Annotated in this window: 14 protein-coding genes and 1 pseudogene; 9 read left to right on the top strand and 6 right to left on the bottom strand. The window is 43.3% G+C overall.

The window, feature by feature from the left end; all coding sequences use genetic code 11:
• Positions 1-64: 64 nt before the first annotated feature.
• The 6 genes and pseudogenes from WN50_RS08565 to WN50_RS08545 all read right to left on the bottom strand — a co-directional run bounded on the left by WN50_RS08565 (position 65) and on the right by WN50_RS08545 (position 10115).
• Positions 65-634 carry a nicotinate-nucleotide adenylyltransferase gene (locus WN50_RS08565; RefSeq protein WP_200906238.1) on the bottom strand — a complete coding sequence of 190 codons (570 nt, stop codon included), beginning with the start codon at positions 632-634 and terminating at the stop codon, positions 65-67.
• A gap of 177 nt (positions 635-811) precedes the next feature.
• A complete protein-coding gene (locus tag WN50_RS35210) occupies positions 812-7237 on the bottom strand; it encodes a choice-of-anchor I family protein (RefSeq protein ID WP_049558763.1) in 6426 nt (2141 codons plus the stop codon).
• 602 nt (positions 7238-7839) lie between these two features.
• A complete protein-coding gene (locus WN50_RS08555) occupies positions 7840-8418 on the bottom strand; it encodes a Crp/Fnr family transcriptional regulator (RefSeq protein ID WP_053221462.1) in 579 nt (192 codons plus the stop codon).
• 128 nt (positions 8419-8546) lie between these two features.
• Positions 8547-8633 (bottom strand): annotated as a pseudogene (locus WN50_RS35900) (universal stress protein); the annotation flags it as partial.
• A 417-nt stretch (positions 8634-9050) separates the two neighbouring features.
• The gene (locus WN50_RS08550) at positions 9051-9350 is read right to left on the bottom strand and encodes a hypothetical protein (protein WP_046278115.1); all 300 of its coding nucleotides are present in this window, start codon (positions 9348-9350) and stop codon (positions 9051-9053) included.
• A gap of 456 nt (positions 9351-9806) precedes the next feature.
• A complete protein-coding gene (locus tag WN50_RS08545; protein ID WP_046278114.1) occupies positions 9807-10115 on the bottom strand; it encodes a hypothetical protein in 309 nt (102 codons plus the stop codon).
• Between the two features lie 202 nt (positions 10116-10317).
• On the opposite strand from WN50_RS08545, the gene WN50_RS08540 reads away from it, so the two are divergent.
• The 9 genes from WN50_RS08540 to WN50_RS08490 all read left to right on the top strand — a co-directional run.
• Positions 10318-10716 carry a hypothetical protein gene (locus WN50_RS08540; RefSeq protein ID WP_046278113.1) on the top strand — a complete coding sequence of 133 codons (399 nt, stop codon included), beginning with the start codon at positions 10318-10320 and terminating at the stop codon, positions 10714-10716.
• A complete protein-coding gene (locus tag WN50_RS08535) occupies positions 10691-10927 on the top strand; it encodes a hypothetical protein (RefSeq protein ID WP_046278112.1) in 237 nt (78 codons plus the stop codon). The genes WN50_RS08540 and WN50_RS08535 overlap by 26 nt, the downstream gene beginning before the upstream one ends.
• A 23-nt stretch (positions 10928-10950) precedes the next feature.
• The gene (locus WN50_RS08530; protein WP_046278111.1) at positions 10951-11184 is read left to right on the top strand and encodes a hypothetical protein; all 234 of its coding nucleotides are present in this window, start codon (positions 10951-10953) and stop codon (positions 11182-11184) included.
• A gap of 202 nt (positions 11185-11386) precedes the next feature.
• Positions 11387-11920: a hypothetical protein gene (locus tag WN50_RS08520; protein WP_046278109.1), complete on the top strand. Its 534-nt coding sequence runs from the start codon at positions 11387-11389 to the stop codon at positions 11918-11920.
• Positions 11921-12248: 328 nt separating this feature from the next.
• Positions 12249-12887, top strand: coding sequence for a hypothetical protein (locus WN50_RS08515; protein ID WP_046278108.1), 639 nt, complete (start codon positions 12249-12251; stop codon positions 12885-12887).
• Complete coding sequence (locus WN50_RS08510) at positions 12884-13261, top strand: hypothetical protein (RefSeq protein ID WP_046278107.1); 378 nt, start codon at positions 12884-12886, stop codon at positions 13259-13261. The genes WN50_RS08515 and WN50_RS08510 overlap by 4 nt, the downstream gene beginning before the upstream one ends.
• Before the next feature lie 296 nt (positions 13262-13557).
• Entirely contained in the window at positions 13558-13785 is a 228-nt protein-coding gene (locus WN50_RS08505; protein ID WP_049558759.1) for a hypothetical protein, read from the top strand.
• A 689-nt stretch (positions 13786-14474) separates the two neighbouring features.
• Positions 14475-17090 (top strand): virulence-associated E family protein, encoded by a 2616-nt coding sequence (locus tag WN50_RS08495; RefSeq protein WP_046278104.1) that lies wholly within the window; start codon positions 14475-14477, stop codon positions 17088-17090.
• A 21-nt stretch (positions 17091-17111) separates the two neighbouring features.
• Positions 17112-17816 (top strand): Arm DNA-binding domain-containing protein (locus WN50_RS08490; RefSeq protein WP_049558757.1); only part of this gene is annotated, 705 nt, incomplete at its 3' end.

Below are 17816 nucleotides of genomic sequence, written 5' to 3'. Positions count from 1 at the left end.
AAGAATCCCTGATGCCAATTTTAACTGTACCCTAGAACTGGGTGAACTGGGGTTGTTTGAAATCTTATTGGGGAGACTGATACAAATGATTGTGTTCGATATAGGCTTGAATTGCAGGAGTTAACGTTTCGGGATCTCCGTTTTGGCGATAGTTTGACGAAGAAACAGGTAAGCCTGTGATCGAAGCGATCGCCACATTTCCCCCGAGTTGTTGGAGTGCTTTGATCTTCTCCTCCTCAAGTTGATAACCGGGTCGAGGGACAACTAACAGGTTAACTTGACTCAATAATCCTTCTATTTTATACCAATTGGGCATCTGGCCAATTAAATCGGAACCCACGACTAAATGTAACTCAGCTTCTGGCCAGTATTGTTTAACACCTTGTACCGTTTCCAGGGTACGACGACTGCTGAGTTCTTGGTGAAGGGCGATGTTATGGTGAGGAGAAATATCTTCAATGAGAATTTTCAGCATGGTTGTGCGATGTTCTATCGGCGTCTGGTGAGACTTAAACGGGTTGTCAGAAGCCCAGACCACAACTTGATCAAACTGTTGAGATAGCCAGCGCAAAATGTTTTGATGACCTGCGGTTGGGGGATCGGCGCTAGTGCCAAACAGAGCGATTTGCATGATCACAGAAGATAGACTATGGCATTATATCTTAACTTGACACCCAAAAACCCGGTTTCTCCAAAAACCTTCTCCAAAAACCCGGTTTCTTTAAGAAACCGGGTTTTTAAAATTGAGGAAACCGGGGTTTTAAAATTGAGGAAACCGGGGTTTTAAAATTAAGAAACCGGGTTTTGAAATTTAGGAGTCTAAGGGCGTTTCAATGGGTTCAAATAAGGTAAAATCTTCTTCACCGATATCACCCACCGCAATACCCGGTAAAGTTGCGAGAACTTCATCGGTACTGCTAACTTGAATTTGCGTCAGACCTGAAACTTGAATAATTGTCAGTTGGTCAAAGGTTAAACCTTCACCCAAAACAAATAGATCTTGACCATTTTCATAGTCAGCGATCAAGTCTGTTCCTGCACCTTCAACAAATAAGAAGCGATCGCGTCCATTACCACCTAAAAGGGTATCATTTCCCTCATCCCCTGTGATGAAGTCATTCCCCTCACCCCCACTCACGAGATCATCATCTTTTCCGGCGAAAATAATATCATCTCCCCCATCTCCGATGAGAGTATCTGCGTCTTTATTTCCGAAGATAATATCATTTCCATCTCCACCTTCGATGTAGTCAATATCGCTCGAGTCATCACCCGGAATTGTACCGCCAATACCGCCGAAAATCGAGTCATTTCCGACATCGCCGTAGCAGTTATCATCGCCTTGACCTGCGAAAATTAGGTCATCCTCTCCGCCACCATAGATATTATCATCCCCATTTAATGCGGCGAGAATATCATTTCCTTGGAAGCCAAAAAGATCTTCATTTTCAGCAGTTCCTAATAGTTCGTTCTCGGTTTCATCTCCTTCTATCGTGTTAGTTGTCGTATTCGGTTGACGAACCGGAACGTCTACATCAACGGGAGGAACAGGCGGTTCAGGAGTTTCTCCATCATCATCACCATCATCATCATCATCATCATCATCATCGTCATCGACAGGGGGTTCAGGAGTTTCATCATCATCATCGTCATCGACAGGGGGTTCAGGAGTTTCTCCATCATCATCACCATCATCATCATCCCCATCATCAACAGGAGGTTCAGGAGTTTCTCCATCATCATCATCGGGTAACGGTGGAATAACAGGGATAACAAACGGTGAGACTGCTAACTCAAAACTCGTTTCTATTTCTGCTTCACCATCACTGGCGACAACAGTCACATTAAAGGTTCCTTCATTAATAGGAGTTCCGATAATTAACCCGGTTGTTTCATCTATCGTTAACCCCCGCGGTAAATTAGGACTGCTAAAAGTGAGCGGATCATCATCTTCGTCCTGGAAATTCTCTGCAAGATTGAGGCTAAACCCGATATTTACCTGTGCGGTTTGGTTAGGAATTTCATCAACAACAACCGGAGGAATATTTTGTTGTTCGATAACAGTCAAGCTAGCAGTTTGGGAGATTTGACTAAAAGCAGTGGTTAGACCTGTTTGGGTGACATTTACAAAACTTCCACTTTCGCTAAAAGTACCATCCCAAGCAAAGAATGTGATCGCTCGTTCAATTGTTCCAGTAAATGTAATACTGGTGGCAATAAAACGAATTTGAGCCGTTGAATTTAAGACTAAAGCATTCTCTTGGGAAACACCCGTAATGCTGATCCAAGTTGTACCATTATCAATGGAATATTCCCAAGTTCCGTTTGTATTATCAACGCCTGCGATCGCAATTCCGATATCATCATCATCAGTATCGCTGCTAATTTCCCCAACAAACTCAGCAATAGAAATACCCTCAAGGTTATCGGAATTTGAGAGGTTTTCCAACTCCCCTAAACTCAAGTCAGGCGTTTCGACTAAAACCGGGGCGCTATTTTGAGCGGTAATCGAATAAGATGTTGTTGTTCCGCTAACTTCGTTACTAACAATGAGTTGCGGGTTTTCTCCAGGTACAAACGTCATCCCTTCTGGGGCGAGATCTCCTGCGGTTCCTGCTTCTGGATCACCAGTAAAGTCACGGTCATTGATATATTCGAGAAACTGCGGTTGGCTGGGGTTAGTAATATCATAAGACATAATACCGCCCATCCGTTCTAAACCGATAAAAGCGTAAGTTTTCCCGTCAATTTCTCCAACCGCAACGCCTTCGGGTTCTGATCCTTTATTGTCGCTGCGATCATCAAAAGCGTTGTCATCGTTAGTGGTGTTGAAGAAGTCGGGGAACTGTTTGGCGATAATTTGTTCAAATTGATCACCACTATCAAACACCAACTCTAAACCCTCTTCTGTTGGTTCCCAAATGGAAAAAGATCGACCTCCAAAAGCATAAAGTTCGTCAAAGTCGCCATCGTTGTCGGTATCTCCGAGGGTGGTTGTTACTTCCAAACGACCTAAATTTTCAGGAAGTTGTAACTCAGCCGCATTCGGGAAAGCAGTAGAATCAAGTGTGATATTTTCGATCTGATCTTCTTCGCTAAAACCGTCATAGTCCCGACTATCACCTTCATTTGCAGTAACAATGTAGGTGACGCCATCCGCTTCATAAGTTGCGATCGCATCAGGTTGATAAAGTCCGAATAAGTTCTCGTAGGTACTGATATTAATTTCCCCATCTTCATCACTCGCATCGAGGGGAATTAGGCTGTGATCTTTGAAACCTAGCGGTAAAATATCTGTTATCGTACTGCTGGCAATATCAACAACAGCGATCGCATTATTTTCTTGCAAAGCAACATAAGCTGTCGTTGAGTCTGAGGAAACAGCAATATATTCGGGTTCTAGGTCTTTGGAAACCGTTGCATTCGGCCCAAAAATTCGCACTCCCGCTTGTTTTAACTGTTCAATTTGGCTGTCAAAAGCGGTAAAGGTTACAGAGGTAACTTCACGAGTTGCAACGTCAATAATGCTAATTGATCCTTCTGGATCATTAGTATAATCTTGACTGGGTTCTCCTTCATTTGCGACTAGAATTTTGCTTCCATCGGGGGTAAAGGTAAGCATATCCGGTAACGCCCCAACGGTAATGGCCTCGCCCTGAATATTCCCCTCAAGATCTAAGAAGACAATTTTACCGTTTTCTTGGCTAACATCCGCTTCAACGGCGACTACAACTAAACCCTCAAACACCGCGACACTATTAACAACGCCGCCAAATTCTGAGACGTTAACTTGTTTAAACAGCGTTGGTTCTGCGGGGTTTGAAAAGTCAATAATATCGAGACTCACATTCGCATTATTGGTAACAAAAGCCCGTTGAGTTGTCAGGTCAAACACGTTAATTTGACTGGCAGAATCATCAAAAATTCCGGTTTCAAAGCTTCCTTGAAGCTTTAACACTTCTGCGAGAGGTTGAGGTTGTGGGGTATCATCATCATCACTCAGTACCGTATCTTCGCGGACAGCCAAGTTTTGAATTCGTTCGTCTTCTGACTGGGGAGTGTCAGGTTCAGAGAAAGGATCTTGTTCGTTTTCACTATTGAAGAATGCAGCTAGATACTCGGCTAAAGCGTCTTGTTCACGACCGGCTTCTAACTCAGCATTAGCGAGAGACTCCGGTTGTGTCAATGTACTCAGGGGGACTTGATTTTGAATAACATTGGGGTAACTATCCCCTCCACCTGCGAGAAACTCCAGTGTCACCAGACTAAAGGTACGCTCTGGATCGCCCACCAATTCACCCTCTTGAACGATAATTTCTTTAACGTTACCGTCATCATCGGTGAGGGCTAAATTTTGAATTCGTTCTCCGGGTTGTTCACTGGTACGACCCTGTGCAGTCGGATCATAGCTAAATTTAAAGCCACTAATTTGACCAAATTGACCTGCAACATTTTCCACACGGGCGACCATGTGTTCGGCAATTTCATACAACCCTGCGGCGCTAACAGTACCAACAACAAGACTATTATCAAAGCGAAGAGAATTAGAAAGATCTAACTGAGAAATATCGCCTTCTTCCTTACCTACGTTGGGGTTAGCGGCTGGCGGCCCTTGAACGAGTTCACCCCCACCTCCAGCAATCGAGGAAACGCCGATAATATCGCGGATACCGCCTCCGTTTTTGAAGGAGATGTCAATTTCATCAAAATCAGAAAACGCCTCTCCTAATAGACCTGCTGTGAGATATTCTTCTGCATAGTAGTCTTGGGCATCTGTTGACAGGTTTCCTAAGTTGGTTTCTTGGGTGCGAACATCTCCCCGAATTCCGTTGAGGAAAACCTCGGTTTGACCGAAAATATTAGCATCAAGACTATTAACGAACTCACCCACTCCATCAACAATTGAAACCAATTCTGGATCGGCAACAGCTTTTACCTGATCGAGTGTGGTAATCTCTTCTTCGTAAAGCCGATTAACTCCAGCAATATCAGTTGCAAAAGTTCCACTTTCTTCTTCGCTGATGGAAGTAACAACACCATTTTCATCAAAGTTGGTAACAAGCCGACTGAGATAACGATAGTTTGCACCTGTATTAATGTAGAAAACTTGATCTTCATCCTCATCACTGTTGTAAATTTGAGGATAGGGTTGTAAGATTAATCCTGGTGTATTTTGCTGAGTCTCGTCTTCTCGCAACGGAGGAACGGTTGTCTCATCCGTCATCACCCGATGCGATCCGCCCCCAATCATCACATCGATGGGAATATTTTGGCTATCTAAGGCTTCAGCGAGTGCTTGTTCGATCTCGGCTTCCTGAAGGTGAGTCATCAGGATAATTTTATTAATCCCAGCATCGGTGAGTAACTGGACTTCCGGTTGGAGATTAGCAACTAAAGCAGCAACTTGTTGGTCAATGGGAGTACCCGCCGAGATGCCATCACCTGTTTCCATCTCAACCCCGCCAATATTGGCGATCGCAGGTAGATAAGGCGTAACCACACCCAGGACACCGACCTGTTCACCGTTGACATCAACGACAACGCTACCTGTGAGACTATTGGGTTGGGCGGGTAATCCACTATCAACGACAGTTAATCCTTCTGGAAGCGTAGCATTGGTATAATCTAGGTTCGTGGCTAGATAAGGGAAACTTGCACCCGGATAACCGCCTTCACCAATGCCTTGACCAGTGCCATTAACCCAATTGGGGTTCGGGGCGAGTAAACTGAAGAATGTGCTATCCCCGGCGTCAAATTCGTGGTTTCCAACGGCCGCAGCATCCCATCCTAACTCATTTTGAATGAGGATATCGGCTATACCGGGTTGACCTGCGGGTTCGGGTTCGCCGTCTTCTGTTGTGTCGTAGATGTCGCGACTCGCATCAAAAAACGGCCCTGAAATATATAAGTCACCGGAACTGAGTTTGATGGTATTCTCAAAATCATCCTCTAGGGCGTTCATTACAGCCGATAAGCCGGGAGCATCGTTGAGGGCTGGAATTCCTGCTTCTTGGTCGGAGGTGTGCAGAATTTGTAGGGTGAAGGCGCTTTCTTCTTCAAAGGCGAGATCCGCGAAAACTAAACGATGATCGGAAGCTGCTACTAACTCTGATCCGGGTGTACCGGGGGCTGGCCAGAAGACTCCTACATCGTCAATTTGTAGGTTTGTTGAGGGGAGTACATAGTCTACTCGTAGGTTTCCTGGGGCTTCATCAACAGTAGGGTTGTTCGGATCAAAGCCGAAGTCTGCGGTATCAAAAGCGGGGTTTCCCTGTTGTCCAACGTTAGCCCCTGCTTGATCTGTTGCAGCAACAACGCCTCCGTTGCTATCTGGGGTAATATTGATATCAGTTGCAGAACCTTGAATATTCTGGTTGTCGATTAGTTGTAAAATGGCATCGTTGGTGCTATCGCCATCCAACGGATCTGCGTTTTGATCGCCCATAATCACAAAGGCTGAACCTTCGGCGAGTCCGCCTGTTGGGGCTTCGTCATCGTCATCATAAATATAATCTCCTTCTCCGGGAGTTACATAGTCTGACCAAAAGCGAATTTCATCATGGTTGCGGCGTCCGTTTCGGTCTTCTTCTCCGTCAAAAGTTGGGGGTGTGGGATGAGAAACGAGGACATGAATTATTTCTCCATCAACTTCTATGGGAACATCCCAATGACTTTTTGAAGATAGGGGTAATTCGGCTAATTCTTCTGCGGAATACCAGTCGTTAGGTTCGGTTGTTGCAGGATCATCAGGTAATAAATTCTCTGGCATATCTTTCCAGAGGAAGTTTTGAAACGTCCGAACATTTTCTGTATCAATGGGATATTTTGATAACAAAACCATCCCAAATTGACCGGGAAAATTTCCAAACCCTAAAGCATCATTCCCATAGCCATCTGCGCCGACTGTGGTGACAATTGCGCCATTATTATCGAGGTCAAAGTTAGATGTAACTCCGGTATTAGAAGGGGCGACATAAAAGAAAGGATAATTAACTGTTCCGGCTGAATCTGCGGGATTTTGGTCAACGCCTAAGTAGTTTTGTTGAAATAAATTAATCGCTTCATTGAGATTATTTGCGTTATAGTCAAACTCATTAATCAGTAAGACATCAGGATTAACTTGTTGAATAATCTCGGCGATATCTTGGGCTTGCGGATTATCTGGTGTGGTCAGATCAGTGATCAGTTGACCTGCTGTATCTCGATTAAGAGAAGCGTTAAATGTAGCAAATCTCACGATGATTAATTCCCCTCACGAACCGAATGAATTGAAGTTAAATTTAAACTCAATATTTTATTCCATTGTTTGAGTAATTGCTGACTAAAATATTCTGAATAAATTGAAGGGTTTCAAAATCACTTCATTTTTACAAGAAAAAATGCCAGAATAAACGTTATTCAAACAATAGGAGTGGACTTGAGTCTTTAACAATGGAAAGTTATGCAGTCTAATGAAATCAGTTTGATCAGGGTTTGGAGAGACTTTGATTTGGGATAACCCAATTTAGTGCAATAGCAACTGATACAAATTTACCCCTTCCCCTGTTAATCATGCTGATCTCGATTAAATATGATACTATATAATCGGAGAAGATGAAAGAAAAATGAACTGCCTAGACATCAAAACAGTTTGCTCAGTTACCGCAGTCTCTTAACAGATTATTCACAAAAATAGATACTCTATTAGTATCCTGATCATATCATCAAGAAAAAGAGCATCAAAAATAGGTTGAGTTAAAATGATCTAAAGGTGAAAAATGCCTGCGTTTGAAGAGTTAAAAAGATTGTAAAAAGCTTCATACACTCTACCTAATTTTGATGGGATTCTAGAGGAGAGATTTACAGAGCTGACTTCAAGATAATACAATGACGACGAGGGCGCAAGATAATGCCACGTTGTTCTAATTTCTGCATCATCCGAGTTACACTCACTCGAGTTATTCCAATCACATCAGCGATTTCTAAGTGAGTTAAACGAACATCAATTAACAGTCCTAATTCAGTGGGATTACCAAACTTTTTCGCTAACCAATTGAGGAAATTTAACAAGCGCAAATCGGTACTTTGAGTCTGAACAATGCTATGAAGTTCCTGCGCCTGTTTAACATGAGATAGGATCGATTCTAACTCCTCTGACCATTGTGGTGGAGGAATCAAACTCACGGTTACTGGAGTCAAACATTCGACTTGAAAAGGGTCGAGTCGTGATAAAGGTTGACCAATCACATCTCCGACACCCCAATATCCTAGACTAATTTGGTTTCCTTCTTCACTCCAAGTGACGGTTCGGACGATTCCTGCTTCAATTTTCCAGAGTGCTTCTGGCCAAAGCGGAATCAAATCACGTCTGCAAAAATCACGGGATTTTTGACTAAAAGTTTGACTAGAAGGAAGTACAGCAAGGTTCGAGATCGTCACGATAAGACCCTGTTGAATGCTTACACCTTACCCTACACCTTTTAGGTTAACGAAAGGTTTAGCTTGGGTTAAATTTTAGAAATTCGACCTCAACAAAAAATGATGGAATACTGTTAAAATTGTTACATTTAACGCAAAACTAACACCGGACATTGAGCAAAGCGAATCACTCGTTCGGTGACTGAACCCAACATAAATCGACTAATTCCTCGCCGTCCATGAGACGAGAGGTTATGGGTTTAAATCTGACCGCTAGCTTTAATTAAAGCCACTTTCAGACAATACAACTTAACTACTCTGGAGTGAGTTTGGAGTGAATTTGGAGTGATGACCGAATTCACTCCATTTTTGAGTGACTGCCTAACTTCACAACTGAATCAAGAGTAAAGAACAATGGTAATTTACTGTATAAAGTCTTATTTAGGTTGTCTAGTTATCTCATAAATGTAGAAGTAAAGCGTAGTAAGGTTTTCAGGTGAGATAACCCTGAGACAACCTTGAGTGAATAGTTATCTCATAAGTGTAGAAGTAAAGTGTAGTAAGGCTTTCAGGTGAGATAACCCCTATCTCACAGCAAAAAACACCCCTCTAACAGAAGGGTGCTTAACCTCTATGCTTAACTTTTAATTTTTCTACTGCCTCAGCTCTACTGTCTCTCTAACTGACTGGTCTGTTGCCTCATCATTCAGAAAGGAGATAGGCAAGGGTTGAATCAGTCGGTAACTTGGAACTGAGAAATAACCTGTTGCTGATTGTCTGAGCTGACCGGATGAGAGAAAACTTGTATCTACCAGTTCCCTTAAAAGTTTCTTGGTTGAGCTGGCTGACTCACCCCGATTGAGAACATCTTTGAGAAGGAATGGGCGATCGCTAAACTTTCTCTGAATCATCACCAACAATCCAAAGGCACCGTAACTTAAATCTTTCAACATGGCCAATGATGTTTTAATCTAGTCTACCTGTTAGTAGAGTGTAGACACCTACTGTAGACACCTGTATACACCTGCTGTAGACACCTGTATACACCTGCTATAGACACCTGTATACACCTGCTGTATACACCTGCTATAGACACCTGTGTACACCTACTGTATACACCTGTATACACCTGCTGTAGACACCTGTGTACACCTACTGTAGACACCTGTAGACACCTGTATACACCTACTGTAGACACCTACTGTAGACACCTGTATACACCCAGTAGACACCCCAAAGTAAAACCCCTAACCATGACGGCTAGGGGCTAATATCACACCATTCCTTATTGGGGAAAGCAATTGGAAAGAACTGTTTTCAGATTAACAGGTGCGATCGCATTCCAATTTCAGTTACTCTCCTAATTTTCTGGATTTTTGGGGTAGTAAAGGTGCGATCGCGTCTGGAGACTACTGGGGCGATCGCTCTTTGCAAGCATCCCGCAATCTGGCAAGTACCTCATAGGGAATGCTCAACCTTGCTGATAGTTTGATCAACTCCTCATCTGGCGGAATGTTACCAAATGCTAGAGATTGCAAAAACTGAATTGAGATAGTCTCTTTCAGTTCGGGTGCATCAATAAATCCAACATTGTTGACAATGCAGTATTGGAGAAGAAAAGCAGCAAGGCCAGTAGGTGTCTGGCCATAGGACTCTGCACGACTCTCCAAAATATCAAAGATTCCATCTGGTAATGTGACTCCCACTTTTTTAGTCATCGTTCGGTTCTATCTATTGTCTCTATGGTACTTCTAGGGAGTTTTCTTAGTCCATGAGGGGAGTGCTAGTACCGATTAGTTCCTAAAGGTACTTGACGTTTACTGAATAGTACCGCTACACTGCTAAATATGAAACGAGAGAAGTTCACCCCTAATCTCTCGCCCCACAATTGCCGAGTAGCCACAAGAGGACAGCCTATGAATGAAAAACCAACAGCCCGTTAGCAACCGAACAATTACCCAGATAGCCAGAACCCTGTTCATTGCCCTATCTGACCCCGAACAAGACTGGTTTAGCCGTGAAGAACTGTTAGAAATACTCAAAAGAGTACACCTGGGGATTGAATACCGACAGTTAAGCAACGACATCAAACTACTAAAAGAAATTAACTGTCCCTATCTCAATCACCTGAAAAACTTTAACAACCTAAACCGTCAATCGGTTGAATGTTTGATTGCATTTAGATGGTTAGTCAGAAATTCAAACCGTCATCAAGCCTGCCTATCAATCAATTATGTAATGGAGAAAATAACCGACTATGAGCCACAATTCAGACCAGAAAGTAGCATCACAATTGAAGTCACAGCCCAAGCAGTCTGATGGCTTAGAAATCTTCCAGCCTTTCATTGACCAAACATCCGATAAAGTCAGTGACGCCGTTGCTCAAAGGATTGTCATTCTAACCGTAGAGAAAACATTCAACAAACTGGGTAACTTCATCCCCGACACCGAACACATTTGGAAAGCCTATGAGGGAAAGTTTCAGCCGCTTTCAGGTTCACCCGAACCGAAAGCCATAGCAGGCAACTAGAGCAATTAATGAGGTTAGGATAAATGGCAACAAAACCCTTTGGTTATTGGCTACACAACCCTGAGATAGAGGAAATTACAGGCTCTCACTTTGAGAGAATAAGCTCAGAAGAACTAGCCGGATTATTAATGTATTGCGCGGCTCATGTTACTACCAATGTAACAGTACAAGGACAAAACCTTAGAGTAGCAACCTCTCGTTTAGACCGTTCAGAACTGATCGCACTGATGAAAGCTATTCTAGACCATTTACAGTGAGGTCTATGATGAATCAAATTAGACGTTTCAACCGAACACAACCCCGATACTGTAAAGGAATCCTAGAGCATTTTTTCCTAGAATTAGTCGTCAGTCTCATTACCGGATTTCTACTCGTTCAAGTCAACTTTCCAGAAGCAATCCCGTCCCTGTCGGTAGGTGGTCAGACCGTCAAATCAACCCTAGTAAACGAGGTCAAATAATGTCAGCAATTACATGGTTAAGCGGTGGTTCTCAAGGTGGCACAGTTGCCCCAATCAAAGGTGAACACAACCTGCAAGAAACCGACATTTTCCGCCAATCCTTACCCGATGCCGTCACTCCCAATAACTGCCCTAATGGAGTTTGGGATGTGTACCGGAAGCTGCCTGCTCACAATCAAACCAAAGCCTTCAAACCAGAAGATGTGCAGTTCTTAGAACAGTCCCTAGACGAAGTTAAAGAAGAGAAACGAGCTACCCGCAAAGTTGCCCGACTGCATGAGAAAATCCTCAATGAAACCGCACAGGTTAACCGTTGGAATCAGTATATGTTCCGCAATGAAAACCAGTTTGAGTTACGGGTTCAAGGTTACAAGAAAACAACCGCTAAAAGCCTGCAACGTACCCGCCCAAAATATGCAGCGTTAGGAGCTGGATACCAACAAACCGTTAACTGGGCCGACCAAGCCATTGCCTCAGTAGAGACTATGCTTAGTCAACCCATCATGACCGTAGAAGCCGTACCCGTCCGTTAAGACAAGCAATCCCCCAATCCGACCCGATTGGGGGTCAACTTCAACCAATACCATGATAGGACTTTACCGTATCAATTCACTAGCGCTTCTCGCTCTCAGTACCTCTGGCATCTTAGGCTTAGGTAGTTTACTGAGTTCTCAAGCCAAAAACTTCACCCTATTTATTTGCCTGATAGCCGTGTTCATTTTTGGGTGTTGGATAGGCGGAATTATCAGTCAGAGAGAAACACTCAATGACAAATTTTTCCTCTCCTTACTCATGCCAGTCAGTACCTTATTTTGCCTATTAGTAGGTGGTCTATTGCAATTTTTATCAGGGATATAAAGCATGGACATTCTTAATCCCAAACCCGATTCAATCCACGTCCGCAGTTTACATGATATTCTGCACAATGTAGCAATTAGTATCATCCCCCTCGCCACAGTTGCCGTGTTAGCAACCCCGTTTTTTACCCCCAATCCCAAGCAAAACCACTGGCATCAAACCTTCAGATGGTCAAGCCTCACCTTTGGATTTTGTGCGTCCGTTGTTGGGTTAAAATGCGCTGACAGACTGCAACACCTTAAGCCTAAAATTGACTCTCTCAACGAACAAGAGAAACGCGAGTTCACCTTTGATGCAAGTTCTCATTTAAAACTGGCTCAACTGCGTAACCTCGGCATCGTTCAAATGATGATGGGAGAAGTTAATCAAGCCAAGTTACAAGCCGAAGCAGTCCTTAACCCGGAACTGCTAGAACCCGCAGACGATAGCGGTTACACAGCCCGTAACTCTGAAGTTACAGGCGGAACTGATCCTGTAACCGATGATGAAGTTGATGAGGTTTTAGACGCAATTAAAGATGGCGTTAGTGAGTCTAAAATCATCAAGGAAATGATGGGATTCAAAGGCCGTCAGTATTCACAAGGTAAGAAGGTTATAGAGCAACTGAAAAAAGACCATGCTGATTATTTGGAGGTTGAATGATGACAGATATTAATCAAGCTTCACTCAATGCAGATTGGGATTACCATATCGTCAGTCAAAATGTAATCAGCCTTGTTGAACTCATTGGAGAGTTAAGTAAGATTTTGATTTCAGAAGAAGCCCGTCTGAAGAATCAGAAAGCCAATCAGCAAATACTTGATTTTGTCGCCTACATCATAAACAATTGCGTAATCATCCAAAAAGAGTTGATTGAGAAGCCTGAACCGTCATGTTTTGATGAGTTCTTTGATTATGATGAGGACTTTTACCTTAATCAAACTTTCGGAGAGAAGAAAGAGGAAATAAAAAAACTATATAACCAACTTCCCTCGGACTTGCGTGCTGATATTTTGAAGGAACTGCAATCTGTTTAACGGTTGAATGAATTCTAGCCCTCAACAACAATTCTGGGACTGGGTAGAAAATCACATAGCAGACGCTTTAGGCTACCCAGTCTTTTCTATTGGTCAAGAAGTTCTGCTTGAGAGATTCAATCAAATTGTTTTAGCTGAGGTTGAATCCTACATTATCAGTACAGACTCAAACGGCGACTTAAATATTCAATACTGGCTTTGGGTTGATAACTGCCCCTTCTGGGATGCTCAAGACCATGAAGACTCACTCAAGCTCAACCCGATCGCAAACAATCTACCCCGCTCTAGGAGATACCATGACCGCCAAAATCCGACTGACTGCAACTGCACAAGAGATTGAGAACTGGAAAGCCTTCTTTAACCTCCTAGCCAGTGCCAATGTCATCCAATTGTTAGAAGTCTCTGACAATCACAACAACAGGGGTAACAGCCAATATCAACGGGCTTACCTTGAAGCTGACTTAAAGATTGATGTCAGTTCAGTTGAGGGGGTGATGTTGTTAGAGGGGAGAGAGGATGTTTGAGATAGTGGGGAGGGAATTCGGAAACCTTAAAGGTTTCCGAATAATCCTGTTGGAGTGAAAAACTTTTCAAAGGTCTGTCTTGAGGGGAAACCCAATCAAGTTTGTAGAGGGGACAGACGCAACAGGGTTTTTGCGAAACCTTAAAGGTTTCGCGATTGCCTCCCACGCTGCAAACATCCAAAAAGCCGCCCACCTCAAGGCTTGATTATTTGGGCTATTCCTTGTAAAATCTCTGTCAAAGTTAATAAAACAATCTACTGATGGGTGGTTTTAAAACTGCCTTACGCGACCGTTTAGTTACCTTCACCAATGAAGTGGAGAGTCAGTAGAAAAGGCGACTGTAGCGAAATACGGGAAAGACATCAAGACACCCTACAGCGCATGAGATTTACAAGTTAATAGCCCACTCCTTCTAGTCGATGTCAGGGGCGGGCTGTTAACCAATTTAAAAGTCTCATGACTAAGAATACAATAAAAACAGAAACAAATCAAGGTTTTTCTCAAAAACATTCAGAGTACAGGCAGAGACTAGACCAACTGCTAGAGTCACCATTGACGGGTTGGGATAGAATCTTCATCCGTGACTTAGACCGTCAGTGGAAAATCTGCAACAGAGACGGCAAAGTATTCAAGCTGTCTGCCAAACAATCTGTAAACTTACTACGCATAGAAAAAGGAGGTAATCGCTAATGATTACCTCTGAGTTTGATATTCGCAATTACCTAGACGATCTAGAACCTGCTAAGGAAAAAGGTAAGTATCATTGCCCTGCCTGTGACAGCCACAACCTTAGCATTGATCAGAAAACCGGAAAATATCAGTGCTGGACTTGTGGAGATACCAAGCTGATTGCTAAGATGCTGACGGCAAAAGAGAGAGAACACCACGACTATCTCAACAGCTATTCCTATCGCCCCAGTTCATCACGTCCTAGCTCACGGCAAAAGCCACTACCAACAATTGAACTGGCAAGGCTACCCGAACAGCCTAAACCTCTCCAATCTGTAACCAAAGGCAATCAAGTCATCACCGTTTACCATTACGGCCCAGAACAGCAGGCGAGACGGGTTGAGATATTTGAGGGAAGTCAGCGAGTCGATAAGGTCGTTAAGCCTTTCTACCTTGACGGTCAAAAGTGGATTAACAAGAAGGGTGACTTACCCTGGAATGCTTACCGGATTAACGAGGCAATCCGTCATGGTAAGGGTAAATGGGTGCTAGGTGTAGAGGGCGAAAAATGCGTTGAGGCAGCCCGTGAGAATCAGATTGTTGCCATCACCTGGCAGGGAGGAAGCTGGACGCATGAAGACATCCAAGTTGAGTTACTACAACTCAAACGCTCAGGAGTCAAAGGACTTCTCTACCTTCCTGACCACGATGAAGCCGGAACCAATAAAGCAGAGAAAGTCATTAAAGCAGCCCAACAAATAGACTTTCTGATTGCAACCGTTAACCCGGTTGAACTGTGGTCAGAGATGCCAGAAAAAGGTGATATTGCTGACTGGATTGAACTGGTTGAACTGACACCCGACCAACGGGTTAAACAGTTAGAGCAAACTGCAAGACTCATCACCTCACAACCACAAAATCAACCCTTAGAACTACCAGTCAGTAATGTCAAAGGCAAAGACAATAAAGCCATTAAAATAGCAATGGAACTTGACAGAGCTAGACAGTTAATAGGTAATCAACTGAGGTTCAATGAACGGAGTAGAGAACTTGAGATTTTCAGTGAAGAATTAGGCATCAAAGGACAACGCTTTGAACTAGATTATCTAGACGTTAGCCTTTCTCGATACCTTGGACTCGGGATTGAAGGCACAGGAAAAATTGTTGAGGGAATAGTCGTAGAAATTGCTAAAGAAAATTCCTACGACCCCGTAAGGGATTATTTAGACCAATGCGCTCAACAATACAGCGACACAAGCATTCTAGACAATCTGGCAGAAGTTCTATTTGGGAATTCAGAACCCATCGCTCAAGCAATGCTTAAAAAGACACTAATTGGAGGAGTAGCAAGAACTTATAAACCTGGTTGCAAGTGTGATACAGCCACAGTTTTGTATAGCCCCAAACAGGGAATGTTTAAGTCAACTACATGGAAAACCCTGTTTAGTGAGGAACATTACTGTGAGGATGTGGGCGACATCACCAACAAAGATGAAGTCACAAAAATGAGGAGAGGATGGGGTTGTGAATTAAGTGAGATTGGTAAAATCACCACAAAAAAAGACGCTGATCAAGTTAAGCAATTTATGTCAACGTCCATTGACTGGATGCGCCATCCATACGGACGAAGCTACACGAAAAACGAGCGACGTGCCATCCTTTTGGGAACAACAAACTCAGATGATTTCTTGCGGGATAGAACCGGAAACCGACGCTTTTGGTTAATAGAAGTTCAAAAACCTGCTGATATTGAATGGTTGAAAGAACACCGCGATCAGATTTGGGGTGCTGCTGTTCATCTCTATCAGCAAGGGGAAAAATGGTGGCTCACTCAAGAGGAAGATGAACAGTCAGGACAAATCAATCAGGGTTTCATGGATGCCTTGCCCTTTGAGGATGAAATATTAGAGCTGGTATCGGATAAAGAGAAGGTTGCAACCCGATGGATTATAGAACATCTTGATGTTAAGGCTGACACCACTAGAGATCGCAGAGACTTAGAACTGAACATCAAGAAGGTCTTACAGCAGAACGGGTGGATAAAAGACAGAGTAAGGATAGATGGAAAACAATTTCAAGGTTACAGGAATCAAAACAGTGTCCGAGACAACCCTGAACCGAAACAACCCTTGAGACAACCCATTGAGATAACGGTTGTCTCACCCGAAACCCCCACCAGTCAACAGTCCCAGGTTCTTGAGATAACCGAGACAATAAAAAACGATATTTTACAAGAAACACAAAAACCAGAGGCACCACTATCACCTGAACAGCTCACTACCCGGATTAAGGCTGACCTCATAAACTCCCTACTATCCAGTAAACGTGTTAGTCAGAAAGAATTCTTTAGTCGCTATCCCAATCACCTAGATGAAGTAGAGACAGTCATCCAAGAGGCTGAGAAGATACCACGAATACAAAGAGCTAATGGTTGGATTTACAGCATTCCCTCTCGCCAGCTTGAAGTCAGCGATAAAGTTGTAATTCTTGAGGGTAATTACAAGGGTTGTATAGGTGAGGTTGAGAAGTACAACAGCATTAACAGTGAGCGAATTCACACCTATATAGTCACTCTTAACAAGGGATTCAAAAAAGAATCGTTGATCTGTCTAGAAAATCAACTCAAACGCTGTTAACTAAATAAGACACAACAAATAATGAAAAATCCATCCAAACGCCGCAAAGGGCGGGTTGGAGTGTCATGTCATAATGGAATTCTACGGCTATCACTTCCCCGTTTTGTGTGTGGAGGTGAACGGAGATATTTGTATTTAGGCTTAAAAGATACTCCAACTAACCGCAAGCTTGCAGAGGCAAAAGCCCAACAAATTGAGACAGATATTGTCTATGAGCGCTTTGACCAAACTCTTGAACGCTATCGCCATCAGAAAACCGTCATTACTGAACAGAAACCCAGTCAAGAAACCCTAGCTCAACTCTACAAACAGTACATAGAAACCAGACGTTCAAGTGTCAGACCGGGAACATGGAGAGGTACTTATTTAGTTATCTTGGGTCACATTCAACGATCGCCTTTTGCAAATACTGACCCCAACTTAGAAAGCACTGGTTATGCTCAAAAGATGCTGGACTGGGGAAGTCAAACCCTTTCGGGTGACACTTGCAGGCGCTTAATGGTTCAGCTCAACGCCTGTTTAAAGTGGGCTGTTGAATCTAAGCGAGTTGAGCTTACCCGTTCACCCTTTGAAGGAATGGCAGGGAAAGCCAGAAAGCGGATCAAGAAATCAGAGGATGAAGAAACCGATATCAACCCATTTACCAGTCTTGAGCGAGACGCCATCATAGAAGCTTTTAGAACCCGCTCACAACAGCCTCATTATTACTATTACGTTGCCTTCTGT

The sequence above is a fragment of the Limnoraphis robusta CS-951 genome (assembly GCF_000972705.2).
This window is presented reverse-complemented; position numbering and strand designations above follow the sequence as displayed.

Bases quoted from the DNA above. Each gene is read 5' to 3' on its own strand.
- WN50_RS08495 (WP_046278104.1), top strand. From the start codon at position 14,475: ATGATTACCTCTGAGTTTGATATTCGCAATTACCTAGACGATCTAGAA.
- WN50_RS08520 (WP_046278109.1), top strand. From the start codon at position 11,387: ATGTCAGCAATTACATGGTTAAGCGGTGGTTCTCAAGGTGGCACAGTT.
- WN50_RS08540 (WP_046278113.1), top strand. From the start codon at position 10,318: ATGAAAAACCAACAGCCCGTTAGCAACCGAACAATTACCCAGATAGCC.
- WN50_RS08510 (WP_046278107.1), top strand. From the start codon at position 12,884: ATGATGACAGATATTAATCAAGCTTCACTCAATGCAGATTGGGATTAC.
- WN50_RS08530 (WP_046278111.1), top strand. From the start codon at position 10,951: ATGGCAACAAAACCCTTTGGTTATTGGCTACACAACCCTGAGATAGAG.
- WN50_RS08545 (WP_046278114.1), bottom strand. From the start codon at position 10,115: ATGACTAAAAAAGTGGGAGTCACATTACCAGATGGAATCTTTGATATT.
- WN50_RS08505 (WP_049558759.1), top strand. From the start codon at position 13,558: ATGACCGCCAAAATCCGACTGACTGCAACTGCACAAGAGATTGAGAAC.
- WN50_RS08515 (WP_046278108.1), top strand. From the start codon at position 12,249: ATGGACATTCTTAATCCCAAACCCGATTCAATCCACGTCCGCAGTTTA.
- WN50_RS08550 (WP_046278115.1), bottom strand. From the start codon at position 9,350: ATGTTGAAAGATTTAAGTTACGGTGCCTTTGGATTGTTGGTGATGATT.